Annotated in this window: 17 protein-coding genes and 1 tRNA gene; 13 read left to right on the top strand and 5 right to left on the bottom strand. The window is 53.7% G+C overall.

Features of this window, described 5'->3' with window-relative positions; genetic code table 11:
* Positions 1-330: 330 nt before the first annotated feature.
* The 5 genes from AC3WL2_RS08390 to AC3WL2_RS08370 are packed head-to-tail and all read left to right on the top strand — an operon-like array spanning position 331 to position 3,827.
* Complete coding sequence (locus AC3WL2_RS08390) at positions 331-849, top strand: TIR domain-containing protein (RefSeq protein ID WP_207238334.1); 519 nt, start codon at positions 331-333, stop codon at positions 847-849.
* A 34-nt stretch (positions 850-883) separates the two neighbouring features.
* Positions 884-2,038 (top strand): Thoeris type III anti-phage system protein ThcB4, encoded by a 1,155-nt coding sequence (thcB4, locus tag AC3WL2_RS08385; protein ID WP_158247494.1) that lies wholly within the window; start codon positions 884-886, stop codon positions 2,036-2,038.
* Positions 2,035-2,631 (top strand): Thoeris type III anti-phage system protein ThcA, encoded by a 597-nt coding sequence (gene thcA, locus AC3WL2_RS08380; RefSeq protein ID WP_146022604.1) that lies wholly within the window; start codon positions 2,035-2,037, stop codon positions 2,629-2,631. Before thcB4 ends, thcA begins: the two co-directional genes overlap by 4 nt.
* Before the next feature lie 11 nt (positions 2,632-2,642).
* A complete protein-coding gene (locus tag AC3WL2_RS08375; RefSeq protein WP_102682623.1) occupies positions 2,643-3,398 on the top strand; it encodes a toll/interleukin-1 receptor domain-containing protein in 756 nt (251 codons plus the stop codon).
* Positions 3,399-3,410: 12 nt separating this feature from the next.
* A complete protein-coding gene (locus tag AC3WL2_RS08370) occupies positions 3,411-3,827 on the top strand; it encodes a hypothetical protein (RefSeq protein ID WP_102682624.1) in 417 nt (138 codons plus the stop codon).
* A gap of 366 nt (positions 3,828-4,193) precedes the next feature.
* Here the strand turns inward: AC3WL2_RS08370 and AC3WL2_RS08365 are convergent, their stop codons facing one another.
* Together AC3WL2_RS08365 and AC3WL2_RS08360 are read right to left on the bottom strand one after the other, a co-directional pair.
* Positions 4,194-4,775, bottom strand: coding sequence for a toll/interleukin-1 receptor domain-containing protein (locus AC3WL2_RS08365; RefSeq protein WP_102682625.1), 582 nt, complete (start codon positions 4,773-4,775; stop codon positions 4,194-4,196).
* Between the two features lie 42 nt (positions 4,776-4,817).
* On the bottom strand, positions 4,818-5,657 hold the full coding sequence (locus tag AC3WL2_RS08360; protein ID WP_102682626.1) for a toll/interleukin-1 receptor domain-containing protein: 840 nt from the start codon (positions 5,655-5,657) through the stop codon (positions 4,818-4,820).
* 276 nt (positions 5,658-5,933) lie between these two features.
* Here AC3WL2_RS08360 and AC3WL2_RS08355 point away from each other — a divergent pair, with 276 nt between their 5' ends.
* The 5 genes from AC3WL2_RS08355 (at position 5,934) to AC3WL2_RS08335 (ending at position 10,023) form a co-directional block, all read left to right on the top strand.
* Complete coding sequence (locus tag AC3WL2_RS08355; protein WP_102682627.1) at positions 5,934-7,715, top strand: SIR2 family protein; 1,782 nt, start codon at positions 5,934-5,936, stop codon at positions 7,713-7,715.
* Positions 7,716-7,757: 42 nt separating this feature from the next.
* Positions 7,758-8,249 (top strand): hypothetical protein, encoded by a 492-nt coding sequence (locus AC3WL2_RS08350; protein WP_102682628.1) that lies wholly within the window; start codon positions 7,758-7,760, stop codon positions 8,247-8,249.
* A gap of 274 nt (positions 8,250-8,523) precedes the next feature.
* Positions 8,524-8,790: a hypothetical protein gene (locus tag AC3WL2_RS08345; protein ID WP_146022605.1), complete on the top strand. Its 267-nt coding sequence runs from the start codon at positions 8,524-8,526 to the stop codon at positions 8,788-8,790.
* A 20-nt stretch (positions 8,791-8,810) separates the two neighbouring features.
* Complete coding sequence (locus tag AC3WL2_RS08340; protein WP_102682630.1) at positions 8,811-9,242, top strand: SLOG domain-containing protein; 432 nt, start codon at positions 8,811-8,813, stop codon at positions 9,240-9,242.
* A gap of 7 nt (positions 9,243-9,249) precedes the next feature.
* The gene (locus AC3WL2_RS08335) at positions 9,250-10,023 is read left to right on the top strand and encodes a toll/interleukin-1 receptor domain-containing protein (RefSeq protein ID WP_102682631.1); all 774 of its coding nucleotides are present in this window, start codon (positions 9,250-9,252) and stop codon (positions 10,021-10,023) included.
* 262 nt (positions 10,024-10,285) lie between these two features.
* Here AC3WL2_RS08335 and AC3WL2_RS08330 read toward each other — a convergent pair whose 3' ends face one another.
* A complete protein-coding gene (locus tag AC3WL2_RS08330) occupies positions 10,286-10,717 on the bottom strand; it encodes a hypothetical protein (protein WP_146022606.1) in 432 nt (143 codons plus the stop codon).
* A gap of 242 nt (positions 10,718-10,959) precedes the next feature.
* On the opposite strand from AC3WL2_RS08330, the gene AC3WL2_RS08325 reads away from it, so the two are divergent.
* Positions 10,960-11,667, top strand: coding sequence for a hypothetical protein (locus tag AC3WL2_RS08325; protein ID WP_102682632.1), 708 nt, complete (start codon positions 10,960-10,962; stop codon positions 11,665-11,667).
* Positions 11,668-12,093: 426 nt separating this feature from the next.
* On the opposite strand, the gene AC3WL2_RS08320 is transcribed toward AC3WL2_RS08325, so the two are convergent.
* Positions 12,094-12,837 (bottom strand): DUF1889 family protein, encoded by a 744-nt coding sequence (locus tag AC3WL2_RS08320; RefSeq protein ID WP_102682633.1) that lies wholly within the window; start codon positions 12,835-12,837, stop codon positions 12,094-12,096.
* A gap of 828 nt (positions 12,838-13,665) precedes the next feature.
* On the opposite strand from AC3WL2_RS08320, the gene AC3WL2_RS08315 reads away from it, so the two are divergent.
* On the top strand, positions 13,666-14,076 hold the full coding sequence (locus AC3WL2_RS08315) for a hypothetical protein (protein ID WP_102682634.1): 411 nt from the start codon (positions 13,666-13,668) through the stop codon (positions 14,074-14,076).
* 384 nt (positions 14,077-14,460) lie between these two features.
* On the opposite strand, the gene AC3WL2_RS08310 is transcribed toward AC3WL2_RS08315, so the two are convergent.
* A tRNA-Ser gene (locus tag AC3WL2_RS08310) sits at positions 14,461-14,551 on the bottom strand.
* Between the two features lie 269 nt (positions 14,552-14,820).
* Here AC3WL2_RS08310 and AC3WL2_RS08305 point away from each other — a divergent pair.
* Entirely contained in the window at positions 14,821-15,492 is a 672-nt protein-coding gene (locus tag AC3WL2_RS08305; protein WP_028692373.1) for a Bax inhibitor-1/YccA family protein, read from the top strand.
* Positions 15,493-15,702 lie beyond the last annotated feature (210 nt).

The following is a 15,702-nucleotide window of genomic DNA, read 5'->3' as shown; positions in this document are numbered from 1 at the left end:
CCGATTTAATCTCAGAGTTCGACGAACCGGCCAGATTGAGGCTCGTCCAGGCGAGGATCTGGGCGTGATGGAGCTAAACGCAGCCGCAGATTGGCTTCTTGCGAAGGTGGAGGCCCCAGATGCGCAGCAGCGCCGGGAAGCGCTCAAGAAAGTTTACGAGTGCTTGGAAGCCAGTAAGGCCGAGCAACCTGCGTAACTTGAACTGCGCACGCTCAACCACGCGCGTCCAGCGCAAGCGCTTAAGTCTACCCAGCCTTTTTGCAATCGTGATGTAGCGCCCCAAGAGTAGCGGCCCTATGATATCAACGCCCTCGCAGCGCCGAGCATTCGGTGCTGCATTACCTGCGCGGAGATGGAATCATGCGCCACTGCTTTTACAGCTTTCACTACGAAGCCGACAATTGGCGAGCGGCCAAGATTCGCTCGATCGGCGCTATCCATGGCGCCCGCGAGGCCTATGACAACGGCTGGGAAGCTGTGAAAAATGGCAGCGAACAGGCAATCAAAAACTGGATTGCCGCCGAAATGAACGGCTGCTCCTGCGCGATTGTGCTAATCGGCTCACAAACTGCGGGACGCAAATGGATCAACTACGAAATTGAGCAAGCCTGGAACAAAGGCATGGGCCTGGTCGGGGTCTACATTCACGGCATAACTGATCGCAACAACCAGACCTCCAGAGTCGGTTCAAATCCGTTCACCGGCTTCAATGTGGACAATGTCCCTCTTTCCAACATCGTTCGCACTTACGATCCAGCGGGCTATGACAGCGCCACACGGTACGCCACCATCTCTCAGAATCTTGGCAGGTGGGTCGAAGAAGCGATAGCGATCCGAAAGCGTTACTAACCGCCCTCTCTCGACTCTGCCAATGAGAAACACCATGCAGCACGCCTCTTACTATCTGGCTATTTTCGGCTCGCCTCCCGAAGGCTTCGTTGACGAATTCTACGAAGCCTTGAAAGCGAAACTCGCGGTACTGTCACTCAACCTCGGCGTTGAGGTCGACTGGTACACAGGTACGCCTGACGAGTACCGCGTTGCCAACGGGAAATGCACCGCAGCCCTGTGTTTCCCTCTTCCTAATGGCCAGGACGTACACATTACGAAATTGATGAAGGATGGTGTCCCCGTCATCCCAGTCGCGTCGAAGCTCGGACATCTGGCCGCGGAATTTCCTCCTTCAGTATCGATCCTCAACGGGCTAGGACTGGACTCATCGGAAATCCCGACCATCGTCAACTGCTTGCTGGAATGCGCCTCGCTCTTGCCTAGGCAACGACGCGTTTTCCTGAGCTACAGACGAACGGAATCTACCACCGCAGCGCTACAGCTCTATGCGGCGCTTTCAGAACGGTTGTTCGACGTTTTCCTCGACACGCACGAGATTTTGCCAGGGGAACACTTTCAGGAGGTGCTGTGGCAAAAGCTGTGCGACAGCGATGTCATGATCTACCTGGACACGCCTGGCTATTTTGATAGCCGATGGACGACTGCAGAATTCGCTCGCGCTGTTTTTCGAGGCATCCCTATCCTCAGAGCAGGATGGCCTGATGTAGGTCTCGACGACCGCGGCCAGTTCACGCGGGATATGCGTCTAGGCACAGACGATTTTCTGCCTGACGGGGTCTCACTCACCGATGAATGCCTAGCTCGGGTATGCCGGTCTGCTGAGGATCTGCGCGCGGAAGGGGTAGCAACGCGTTATCACGTGCTGATGGATGCCTTCGGGACATCGCTCAAGCGTGCTCAAGCGACGATTGAGGGATGCTCACTGCGCCGTAGCATTACCGTGAAGCCGAAATTTGGCGATCCGATCTACGTCTATCCTGCCCTCGGGGTACCTACAACATATACCTTGCATGACGCCACGCTTGACAACCATCCCGCACCTGTAGCTGTAGTATATGATGACGCGGGTATTGAAGAGAGAAGGTGGATTTCACATATGGAATGGATAAGTGACTATTTGGAAAAAGACGTCCGCTTGATCAAGCCCTATGACTCTGGCTGGAAATTTACGGACTGGCGCAAATGAAAAAATCAATTTTTCTTTCTGCCAGCGTACCGACGTATGGCAGAGAGTTTTTTGACTCTTGCCACCCTTATCAAATACAAATAGCGGTAAGATCACTGTTGCTCCTGGCACTGGGACGACAACGCTTGGTATTTGGCGGACATCCTTCAATCACACCCATGGTTTATGCCGCGGGCAGAAGCTTTGGGCTCAATACCATTGAATGCGTGACCATTTACCAATCCGCATTTTTTGAAGACAAATTCCCTCTTGAGAACCATGGATTTGCTGACATTCGGGTAATCCCCAAGGAAGCAGAACTCAAAGACAGTATTTTGTCTATGCGCCGGCGAATGCTGGAAGATAACGAATTTGAGGTCGGTATTTTCATCGGCGGCATGAAGGGCATCATCGACGAATATGAAATGTTCAGAGAAAAATCCCCTGACGCCAAAGTGATCGCAGTCCGAGCCGGCGGCGGCGCTACGGCGACCCTTCCCTGTACGCAATCAGACCCAGCCATCCAGGCCCTTGAAGAGTCAGGAGACTATTTCTCGCTGTTCAACAGCATCCTAGGCATCGATCCGAATAGCGAACGGATTTTCAGTAACTAAGGAAGAGTTTAATGGATCGCGGTTTCAACCTGAGCATTAACACCGGCCCATACCCCGTAGACTTCACAAAAGTCCATGCTTATAAAGATGCAAACCAAAAGCGCGTTGACGACCTCGCCCAGCTAATGATTGACGAGGACACATTCGATGCGTCCCTCATATTGGAGGCTCTCTTCCCGGCAGTGAAGGCTGACATTTTTTTGTCTCATTCCTCCGCTGACGCGAACGAGGCGATCCAAATCGCACTGGAGCTCCAAGAGAAGTGCGGCCTGAATGTATTTATTGACTCTTGCGTCTGGGGCTCGATCTACGATTTGCTGAAGGCCATCGACAAGTACCGCCGCCGTCAAGGTCAAATCGATTACGATTACGATGAGCGTAATCGCTTGACAGCGCACATACACATGATCCTGACCACCGCCCTGCAGCGCATGATTGATCAGACAGATACGATCATCTTCATGAACACGGAGCATTCGATCTCGCTGAAGCATTCAGTAAATGAAGAGCGAAAGACCTTGTCTCCGTGGATACACATGGAGCTCAATTTCAGTACATTGGTACGGCGTCGCTCACGTTACAAAATGGCGATAGAGGGCAAACGTGCGATGGACGAAGTAGTTTCTAACGAGCATTTCAACGTCGTACATGATGCCCCTACCGGCCACCTAACCTCTATTGCAGAAAGCGATTTTCGAAAGTGGATGCTACAGGCGTCCACCCTTAGAGGTTCGAAAGCCATCGATCTTTTATACCGCAACTTCTGACGGATATACCCCATGGATGCCAAGCTCAAACACCTTGAATTCGTTCAAGGCGTAGTCAATCGCCTTTCTACTAACTCGTTTCTGCTCAAAGGTTGGTCGATCATCCTGATCTCGGCGCTGTTCGCACTGTCCGCCAAAGATTCTGACAAGGGCTTCGCTCTGCTGGCCTACATCCCAGGCATCGCGTTTTGGGGGCTGGATGGCTACTTCCTGGCGCTTGAGCGTTGCTACCGCAGGCTCTACGACAAGGTTCGAGCGACTGACAAAGACCAGATCGACTTTCTGATGGTGATCGATAAAGGCCAAGGGTGGAAAAATTGGCTCAAAGCCACGCTATCAAAAACGTTAATCGTCTTCCATGGGGCGGTGTTGGTGGCTATCACTGCAGTGGTGGTGGTCTACGTCATCAACTCCCACACGGCTGCGTAAGCTAGGAGCCCGGACTCGCAATGCCTAGCTCGGGCCTACACCGTTGATCTATCCCGACGTGCTCGCACGAGCTGGCTACTCGCAGGACAACTCACGATCAAGTGACACTACGAGCAGTAGGTCGAACCCAGCTCGGCGAGGTGCGCTATGGCACCTCGTGTGTGTTCAGCTCCTGTGGATCAACAACCCGAATGCGGCCAGGCAGCCGTGAGGACAAGACGCCCTTTGCGTGTCTACGAAACGAGAATCTTCTCTGGGCACGAAACCGGAGGCAAAAAAAAGCCCGCGATGGGGAGAGCGGGCTGGACTCAATCATTAGGGAGCTATCTCAAGGTACGCTGCGCATTGTGAAAATTACGTCATCGATCAAAGATAGATCTTACCGAACCCCGGGAGCGGCCCGCCCGGAAGCCCCCTGCGCAGGGCCTCCAGATCCCTGAGAGGGTCTCGACTCTGCCGAGGAGGCTCGCTCAAGCTGTCTTTGTCTACCGTCGGATACAACCCCAGGTACTCCTGCCCTTCAAATTTCTGGTTTTCCTTTTCCAGGACAGGGAGGATGGCGACTTTGTTGGGTTTATGGCCGTCGAAATAGCCCAGTTCCCAGGGCATCCACTTCGAATTCGTAGCGTTCTCGGTAGCGATGTAGAGAAGCGTATCTGACTGCTTCATCCGACCTCGCAGCCGTTCCGCCGTATGTTTGTTCACCTGGCTACGATCCAGTTCAGGATCGTCTACCCAATCGACATAAACCTTTTTGCCCATTTCCTCCAGCAGCACCTTCACCCCGAGTACTAACTCAGCATCGTTGATCGAGTGGGACAGGAAAACGTCGAACCTGGTCGCCCGCTTACTGGACTCCATCGATTCGCTCATCATCTCGCCGAGGCTGCGATTCCTCATCGCTCGTTTTGCTGCGGCACGCGCCTCAGATTTCGTAAAAAATGCCATTTTTCAATCCATGTAGGTGTTGAGAAGGCGCCAAGAGCCTTCTTACAAGAGCTTTTTGCTCTTAGCAGCCGCCTGAGCCCGAAGCCTTCTGAACTGGCCTGGTATCTCGAAGTGCCCATACAAGCTGTCAAGAGCGTGCTCACCCTTTTCTAGCAAAAACTCAATCCAGCCACTGAACTCTGAACCGTCGACTTTGGGCAGGTGAGAGTTGAGTGCCTTGTGAGCAAAATTTGGCAGCAAGCGTTTGGCCTGCTCGTGTTCCAACGACAAGACCTCTGGGCTACGGCGTCTGCGGCGAGCTGGCACCCGACGTCTCACCATTGCGCTGAACTGAAGCTCCGAATATATCCAGGGCGAGAACGTGCGATCTGAACCTTCGTAAGCCTTCAAGGGAACGGAATTTTCAGTGTTCAGGAACACGAAAAGCTCCGTTCTATCAATCATCTCCTGAAGCGCACCTACCAGCATCAGATGCACGCCAGCCGAAAGATCGCTTACTTCACGCTCACTCAGTGGCAGTCCGTCTGCTTTCTGGTCTGCGTAAAAAGCCATCAGCTTCTCAATAAGATGCTGTGACGCCCCCCAGACACAGGAATCCACGAACACGTTGACGCCACAATTACGGAGCTTAATTGCAAGCTCGACAGCCCTATCCTCGTCAGCATGGGAGTGCGAGAGAAACACGTGCGTCCTCTGCTGCTGAGGGAAGATATGCCTCGACAGCAGGTTAGCGTCGATCAGACGCCTGCCTTCGAATACATCGATCAAGTAGTCGGACACCTCACCGAACTGACCTTGCACCTGATCCTTGAACTTCTGGATTTCCGACGCGGGTACCGAGCTATAGCTTTCATAGCTGGTCAACTCAAGCCCTACATACATACTGAATCCCTTCTGATCTGTAGTTTCTGCGAGGTTTTGAAACGCCCTGAACCTGATCCGCATAGCGGGCAATGCTAAGCACACCCGTGTAGGAGCAGGCAGGCAACAGCACTCTGAACGCAAACACGGCAAATTGCCAGCACTTGGGCTGGACGGGAGTGAACTCAGGCGAGCATCCTTGTGGCATGGAGCTCATGCCTACGTCGGCTCGGTACCGAGGGACTGAAACGCACGACTGCCTATGAGCGTCTTACGCTTAATGACCGAGGACTCCGCATGACCGCAACAGCCCCTGATGCCACTGCTCAAATTGCTTTCTCCATGTTTGAGAACAAAGGCGTCTACGCAGTCCTTGTTGGCTCAGGCGTCTCCCGCTCCGCAGGAATACAGACGGGCTGGGAGATCACAATGGAACTGGTCAAACGCTGGGGCATCGCCACAGGAGCGGGCGATCAGGATGACTGGGTCTCCTGGTATGTAGCGCAGACGAGTGAGCAGCCCAACTACTCCAAGCTGCTTGAGCGCCTGGCGGCGACCCAAACCGAACGCAGAGCCATAATTCAGGGCTTTCTCGAACCAAATGAGCAGGAGGCCGAGGACGGCCTCAAACTGCCCACACGTGCACACCGAGCTATCGCGAACATGGTCAAGACGGGCCACATTCGCGTGATTGTGACAACGAACTTCGATCGCCTGATGGAAAACGCGCTAAGAGATGTCGGCATCGAACCTACTGTGGTCAGCTCGGCTGATAGCTTCGCCGGCGCGGAGCCGCTTACCCACTCGACTTGCTACATCCTGAAAATCCATGGCGATTACAAGGATGCCAGGATCCTCAACACGGATGATGAGTTGGGAGACTATCCACCCGCATTCAATACGCTCCTTGATCGCATCATCGATGAGTTTGGGCTGATCGTCGCGGGTTGGTCAGGTGAGTGGGATCATGCGCTGAGAGCCGCGTTCATCAGAGCCCCCTCTCGTCGTTATTCTACATACTGGCTAGCTCGAGGCCGCCCATGCGAACGCGGCCAAGAGCTCATCACGCAGCGCAGAGCGACCGTGGTTAATGGCTTGGATGCCGACACGTTCTTTGAGGGCTTGAGCTTTAAGCTAGAAACCATCCAACAGTCCCGGCTACCCTACCCGGCAGGAATAGAACTGACGCTTGCAATGGCCAAGCGTTTCCTGGCGAAGCCGGAACACAGGATCCAGCTGGACGACCTGATCACAGCACAGACTCAGCGCTCCCTCACACAGCTAACACCATTGTTCACTTCACCGCCTCAAGGAGATGCACCGAAAGACTTCACAGATCGGGTCGTCAGCTACGAAGCCACTATCGAACCTCTCGCTCGCCTCTGCGCAGTTTTGGGACGCTGGGGAAGCGGTGGCGAGTACCCATTGGTACTGGACGCCATTAAAGGGCTGTATGCCGCATCTCAAAAAGAGCAGTCCGGCTGGCAGCATTGGGTCTCACTGAAGAGCTATCCCGCAACGTTGGTCATCTACGCGTACGGAATGGGGTTAGTCCGGGCTGAACGCCTGACAGAGCTCCGTAAACTGTTCAGCACTCCGCTAATTGCCCGCCACGAAATCCCTAGCACCATAGGGGAAAGGTTCGCTCCGCTGTACGTCGAAGCGGGCATCGGCCTATTCGAACGCTGGCGAATGTTCGAGGGGCAAGACAGCTCCACTACACCGTTTTGCAACCGCCTCGCTGAAGTACTGGCACCGCGCTGGGCGCCAGATTTTGCAGGTCTGCACGGCGCAGGATTGCTCTACGAACGGTTTGAGTTTCTTTCTTTCCTTTTCTTCTGCGAATCGCGCCTAATCAGCGAGGAATCGCTGATCGACATCATTCGAAATCGTAAGATCAGAACCATCGCAGGCGGACGGATCTCATGGCATTCGGAGACCATCAACCGCTTCGCTCACGAGTACGCAACCGAGGAATTCAAGGCCCCTACCCTGGCCGCAGGATTCGCCTTCGGCTCTGAGAACTACCTCACGCAGATGCTTGAAGGCCTACTGGGGCTCGCGAGATTCCGCTTTTGATGATCAGCTGATCTAGTTGCGACCTAAAGGAAGTCCGTAATCTTGCTACTGAAAAGAGATCCAAAATTTGGCTTCATCCGACGCGCGCGTCGGGAACTGACCTATGCCTTTTTCCTCGGTACCCCGCCCTTCCTTGCATGCGCGTCTTCCCAAGAGGTCAGCGAATTAGTAAACGCCCTCTTGGCGGCTCCTGCCCTGATGTCTTACTACCTCTGGCTGCTTTTCGCCTTCGGCTTGGTGAGTATCTTCATTTTCAGGGTGACGTTCCGGGCGTACCGTCTCATTCAGAAATCTCGCGAGGTACATTCGTTCTTCGTTAACATCGGTGGAAGCCTGCTGACAGCTTTTCGCGCGGCGCTGGGCGCAATGATGGGGTACCTGATGGTGTGGTGCTATCGAGACGTGGAATCCATGAGCGTCGCTGGAACTGCGGGAGTGCTTGGGTATGCATGCATCGCACTCGCGGTATGTGTATGGCTCGCGTGGACTGATGAAACGCTCAGAAATCCTCATGCAGTCAGCCGTTACAGCTGAAGCCCAAGCACTATCAGCGGTCAATCAGTGCTCAGCGGCGCGGGAGCATTAGTTTACGCCGATACGCAAACCAGGCTGGGTTTATGCCATGCGCCTGTTTGTACAGACCAAGCTGGTTCGCGCCGTCACTGAGCCTGATGCAGCAAATGAACGTGCCGCAGCGAGACTGTCAGCCTCCCGGGCTTGAGGTTTATCAGGTAGCCGGCAGAGAGATTTTCTAAGGTGCCAGCGGGTCGCATCAATACGGAGCCAGAAAGTGCACCAGGTCGCAGTGTTGGACAGCATCATCTTTGAGGCTCATGAACTAGCCAAAAATCTGAACGACCACCACATCGTGGTCATCAACTCCACTATGCGTCTGCAGGCTCTCAAGCTAGAGGATCAGATAGTCCGAGCTCTGCAGGATTCGAAGGGGCGCGGCCCCGACATCATTTACAACGAATTCGAGGTCTTTCTTTCGCCGCACGACAGAAGGTTCGTACCAACCCTCTGGCATCCTGAACTGAATACGCTCAATCTAGCCAGTACACACCGGATCTAGGAGTCGACAACAGAGCTGCCGTGACGATCTACCAGTCGAAATACTTCGCAGAGGTAGCTCCAAAGGTGAACCTCAGGTTTGAAAACTTGATTGAAGTAGATTCAACTGGCGAGCGGCAGTCGAGCTTGGAACTCATGAGAAGAGCCATGTTCAGCCACCACAAGTTCGAGGCCGCGGTCTTCATCGGCGGTCAACAAGGTATCCTCGACGAGCACGTGCAGTTTAAAGGGGATCATCCCCAAGCAAATGTGATCGCGCTCCGCAGCCCTGGTGGCGCTTCCGCCACGATTGATCACTTGCTCACACCCGACGAAAAAGATTACGACGAGCTGCTCGACTACGTTGGCCTGTTCACCCATGGCCTAGGAATCGGGCTAAACAGCGAGCGCAATCTGTCAGTAAAACCGTCGAAACCAAGGCACGATCCAGACAATACTTTCGGTAAAGGATAACCACCAAATGGAATACGGCTTCAACATTGACATCAACCCCAATCACTTCCCGATTACCAGGGAGGTCAGAGACTTCAAGAGCACCCTTAAAACCTCCACAGTCAAGCTTAAAAATTACCTGTTGGAGGACAATGTCAGCATTGATGCCAAAACCGTTATCAAGCACCTATTCCCGGCGCAACGATGCGACATCTTCATTTCCCATTCCTTCCAGGATCAAGGCTTGGCGATCCAACTCGCGCTGGATCTGAAAAAGAAAGGAATAACAGCCTTCATCGACTCTACGGTTTGGGGTTCGGCATACGAACTCCTGAAGGCAATTGATGAAAAACATTGCAAAATCGAAGGTACCACTCGTTATCACTACGACCTTCGCAATCGCTCGACCGCCCATGTGTACATGATCCTAGCCACAGCTCTGCAGCAGATGATTAGCGATTCCACCGCACTGTTCTTCTTGAACACCGACCATTCCCTGTCCACACAGCACTCGATCGAAGACGAAGACAAAACAGGGTCTCCTTGGATTCATATGGAGCTGATGTTTAGCCATTTCATTTGGCAAGCCAAGCATGCCAAAGAGTTGGTGGTCGCCACCGAATCGCGTGCTCTCGACTCGGTGCCCGTATTCCATGAAGCGAAAACAGGTCACCTCAAGGAGCTAACGGGTTTGAGGCTGCAACGCTGGATTGGCGAGCAAGAAACACAATCCAATTCAATGGAAATCCTTGAGTCGCTTTCCAAGCTGTATCGCGGCAGCAGCTTGCGAAGCAGGGTTTGATCTCATAGGTTAGCTGCCAGGAAGGCGTCTCGACTGAGTAAATGGATCCGACAAGACTTACTCAATGATACCGAGAGCACGCGCCCACAAAGGTTGCTTGAGGGCGGACTGACATCACCTCCATCATGCGCAAGGTGGAGTAACGCTGATGATGACGGTTACAGCCTTCGCATGCCAGGGCTGACCGTCAGTTGTCCAAACCGACATGCCCTGATTCAATCGGGGCTCATGTCTCTTTCGAACGGAGATTTTCCGCTCCGGGCTAAATGTATTTCATGTTTACCGGGGCTTCTATCCATAGCCTAGCCTCCGCCGTCCACTCAGCCTCCATGAAGGCCTGGCTTGGCCAATAATTGATATAGCACTCATAATCCAGCTCCACTGCCTTCTGCCGCTCATCTTCGCCGAGAAGGCACCATGCTGTTAGCATTCTACTGGGCCAATCAGGTGCTGCGAGGAAACACTCTGCTATCTGCTCTGGCCACCCGCCCTCAGATAGTTGACGCGACACGAATTCATCGGCTGTTGTTTTTAGAGACGGATCAAAGCGAACAAAGGCGTCTGCAATTCGATAAATCAATCCGACACCCTGAAAAGCAGATACCGGTTGGCTTTCCTGCTTACTAGGTATGCGTTTGAATTCGAACATCGGCCCATTGGGAGCAGGTACAATTTCAACAGAAAAATCAGCCACGACGCATTCCTTCTTCTTATTATTATCCTCTATCAAATTACCAGTGATCTCCTTGTAGCACAACACACCACCAGCAACAATCCATGACTGACTGCTCTGTTGAATGCCAATTCTCTGGCACTGGATCTACTAGGCCGGTGATATTTCACTAAAAAAACTCACCGATCTGCCGATATCCAAAACATCACCCTCCAAGATCGCTTAGAGCAAGGCTCTTCCACCCATCGAAATAGGAAAAACGGATGCTGCAATGGATCACCCACGTATTCGGACTGTCTCGTCGATTCCGTCCACCGACTCACTTCCAAGACATACCTGGAAGCTTCGAACCCACCATTCATGAGCTGCGCGCAGAAGCGATCGAGTTCGAAAAAAATGTCAAAGACTACATCGCGCGCATGGCAGGTACAGCACCAGAAGAGTCACTGGGAAAACTGGTTCGGAAGACCCTTGAAAACTATCCTCTGCATCCGGAATATCCTGAATTCTGGGATAAATTTGTCAAGGAGGCGATAGAGCTCAAAGGCTATCGCAATAGCGTTATCCACGCAGACGTAGAAGGCCTCCCTCCCCTTCCTGAACTCCATCGTCGCTTTAAGGAAGCGAACAATATTCTCCGCCCCTTTACTATCTGCTCAGCTAGCAGGGAGCGATTCACACAGTTCCGCTGGAAGTGGAATCGTCTAAATTTGAAGATTGATCAACAGGCATTCAAACTATCCAAACAGGATGCTGAAAACCTGCTGATCCAACTGCACCCCTCATCGCGAGGTAGGGTCTACTTCAAAGTGGGCAAGAAGGTTCACACCGCCATGCTTGACACTGCAAACACCTCTCGTAGCTTCTTTATCGAGGGCTACGAGCCTTTCAACCTGAGCGATCAAGAGGCCATGGCTCTGAGCGATCTGTTGCTCTGCTTTCTGGGTAACCGCCAGCTCAGACTGCCTTAGCAGCGACTTGGCGAAGGGGCCGCTCAATTCTCCCTGTAGTCGCGCCCATCAACGCCCGGGCGCCCCTGAAGAGCACATTTGTACTCAAAGCCTTTGAGCGGCCTCTGAGGCTGGTTTCCAGCGACTGTGGGGTGACTGCGACATGCGTCATTCAGATCATGTCTTACATGGATCCGGCAGCTTAGATCCGAGGTAGCGATGACATCGACTACCCCCCTGCAACGATCTGGATGACGAGCTCAACCGATGCGTAAGCCTCAAGCAAAACGAGGGGCTGCCCGGTTTAGAGCCCGTTTTTTTGATATGACGGAGCCCGCAAGTATCCACCCAACACCTCGCAGGACGCGCACCCAAGTACCCTTCCCTTGCCCCATGCAAGCACAGATGACCTTTTCGGATTGATCACGAATGCAAGGCCTGTCTCAGCTATTGGGAGGCTTTCGTGACCCAAGAGGCGTAGAGCTGCTCCGCCTGATCCGGGCTGCTCAGAGTAGGCTTATTTTTCAGCCCAGCAATCCGGGTCGCAAGCTTCTCCAGTTCATCTGCGGCCTTTGGCGCCCAACCATTACCTACAGCCCATGCACGTAAAGCCGTAGCATCCAGCGCGTGCCCTTTTTTGCGAAGAATTCTGAGCACCCGATCAACCCTTTCTTTATCCGAGTTGTGGAGCACTCCTGTTGCCACCCCCACTGTTGCCGTCAATCCCTCCATCGCCTGTAACACGACACCATCGGTAGCTGCCGACCTCGATTGATGAGGCTGTTTGCCATCGATCAAAGGCGACCAAGAGGTCATCCAGCTATTGATAACGTCCTTTGCGAACGGCAGAGCAATGACGCCAGCAACCCGCCCAAACCCATCAACTTTGTCCATCATGCTCTGGCTTGCGTAGGCGCAGACGACCAGCGTATTTGGCGTCAAACCTGACAAGGTGCGTTCGGTTTTCAGCGTGATGGGCATACCCCTCAGCACGGCAGCTTCGCCTTTGTTGAGCGCTTTTGTTGCCTCCGGCCCAAGAAACGACACCAGGCTTGTGGAACCCTTGAGGTTTGCCATGGCCGGAATCACCAACACGATCTCTTTGATCTTGTGCTTGTCATCACTGCACAGGGCCTCAGCATGCTTGAAGGCTGCCCTGAAAGCGTCATTGAAAAATACGGCTCTAACCACTTGGTTTCTAACTCCTTGTTTACCTTGCTGCGGCAGTCCAGCTATCTGGGCTAATCGCTGATTAATTGAGAGGGGTTGCCCTCTGCGCCTTAGGCAGGGCCCGAAAATTCATGGTGATCATCCACTCAGCCAAATCCCCCCAACAGCCTGATGCAGTGCCTCACGGATGGTATCTCGAACCTATCCTATCGAGGGCTGCAAGCCTTCACTTAAGTGACTAGAACGCCATAGCTCATCGAGCTGTTGACCTACTTGTGGGGCAACCGCGCGTTGAGGGTGTTTAGCAGCGACCTGGCGAATGGGCCGCTCAATTCTCACCCTCCCCCCATCACTGCCCCGCCGCCCACGAAGAGTACATTTGTACTCTTTGGCTTTGAGCGAACTTCGCGACTGCTGTCCAGCAGCTTGATGGATTAGCATCCGTACTGAGATCGTGGCACTAACCGGTGATTGGATCTGAAAAAGTTTATAGGGGAAGACTCACAGATAATCCGCTGGGTTGACTCTCTGATTAGACTACACGACAGTGCTGCACGCCTGTCACAGCAAGGGCTGGAGGCAGGTAAAGGTTAGGCTGCAGACGTTGGCAAGAAATCTGGGCTTTGGGTGCACTTTACAAACAGCGCCTTATTGCATCAGAGCCCTTCGATCTTGTTCCTGATCTCGGCTCACTGTGCGCTTCATCATCTTGAATGTGCAGACCAGAATCGGAACAGCTGGAGTTAAGCAGGTCACACCTCCCCCCCAGACCGCGACTGCTAAACCTGAACCATTACTGCCTCAGGTACACTCCCAGCCCCCCATTAAAAGTAAAACGAGCGAAGACCAATGCTACAAGACTCGCGGAGCGAGCAGCTCAGCGCCACCCTCTACGACGTGACGGTCATCGAGATCGCCTGTCGATCCAATTCCCCCGAATCACTCGCGCAGGAAATCGAGACCTTCTTTTTTGACTTTATTGATGATCAACCCAGCACAGACGTAATGATTGATCTATCGAGATTACCGCCAGAGCACGCTCTAGCTCTCTTTGACGCCTTCACGGCTGTGTCTCAAGAGCGAGGCTATCGGTTCGGATTTGCATTTCTTAGCTGCCTGTCCGATTACGAAGGATGGTGTGTCCCTGTAGATTCCTACCCCATAAGGCAGTTTGCTCAGCACCTTCTGGGCACCATGGGCTCTGAAATTTTTCACCCGGAGCTTCGCGATCTCAAGTTCGCTGCTGATTTGGGTCTGTAACGATCCGAGCGCCTCAACGAAGCTTTCACAGTTCGTTTCTCAACCGATTTTATTACCTGAAGGGTTTTTGAGGGACTCCGCGAGGAGCAGGCGCAACGGTCATCCAGGCCACCAACGAACAACGGTTCAGGTGCTGACGGAATGCAAGACCGGGTGAGGACGCACAGGGCTATGCGGGGAACCCAGGAAATCCGCGGTTTGCAAAGCATGCAGTCGAAATTTCACCCTTTCCAAAGCGTGCAGCAAGCGGCAGTAGCGTGCAGTGGATGAGATGCATCCCTCGCGCCCCAAGACGGAAATTGTGCCTAAGCACACCAGGGAGGCAAGAAATGATCGGGCACAAAAAAGGGCCTAGATCGCTCTAGGCCCTGATTTTACTGAGTTTGGCGGGAAACCAGGGATTCGAACCCTGGGTACGCTATTAACGTACGCCGGTTTTCAAGACCGGTGCATTCAACCACTCTGCCAATTTCCCGATGCATGCACAGCTGATGAAGGTGTAGTGTGCATCTGGGAACCACCTTAGATAAGAACTCTAGGATAGTTGCCCATCGACGGTTTTCAAGACCGTTGCCTTAAACCACTCGGCCACGCTTCCAGCTGTTTTGCGGCGGCAATAATACCTTAATGTAACAAGCTGTCAAACTCTCTGTGTCGCGGCTTGCGACAGCTCTGATATGCTCTGCACCATACGTTCCATTACCGCAGGTCCCGGACCGCGGTCTCACCCCAAAGGAGTGCGCCATGCGCGAACAGGATTACGCCGTCCAACACGGCCAGCAGGTCGAGCAGCAGGAGGTCAGCAAGGTCCTGCGCAACACGTACAGCCTGCTGGCCCTCACCCTCGCCTTCAGCGGCATCATGGCCTTCGTCGCCCAGCAGATGCGTGTCGGCTACCCGAACATCTTCGTGGTGCTGATCGGCTTCTACGGCCTGTTCTTCCTCACCAACAAGCTGCGTGACTCGGCCTGGGGCCTGGTTTCTACCTTCGCCCTCACCGGCTTCATGGGCTTCATCCTCGGCCCGATCCTCAACCGCTACCTGGGCATGGCCGGTGGCGCCGAGGTGGTCAGTTCGGCCTTCGCCATGACCGCCCTGGTGTTCGGCGGCCTGTCGGCCTACGTGCTGATCACCCGCAAGGACATGAGCTTCCTCAGCGGCTTCATCACCGCCGGCTTCTTCGTCCTGCTGGGTGCCGTGGTGGCTAGCTTCTTCTTCCAGATCAGCGGCCTGCAACTGGCGATCAGCGCTGGCTTCGTGCTGTTCTCGTCGGTCTGCATCCTGTTCCAGACCAGCGCCATCATCCATGGCGGCGAGCGCAACTACATCATGGCTACCATCAGCCTGTACGTGTCGATCTACAACCTGTTCGTCAGCCTGCTGCAGCTGTTCGGCATCATGGGCCGCGACGACTGATCGAATCGGTTGCCAGCGCTTAAGGAAAAGCCCGCTTCGGCGGGCTTTTTCATGCCCGTTGAACAGCGCCGGGAACCTCACAAACATTGACTTAAAAGTCAGCTTATTAGCACCTTCCTCCGCGATTGTGCACCCATCGTGCTTGCCTCTACCGCAATGGCCGTTCTGCCCGTAGAATGCGCTCCTTTTTTCTTCCGGGGCGGCATTTTC

This window comes from Pseudomonas sp. FW305-96, assembly GCF_058783825.1.
The sequence above is the reverse complement of the archived record's forward strand: the minus strand, read 5'-3'. Positions and strand labels throughout refer to the sequence as shown.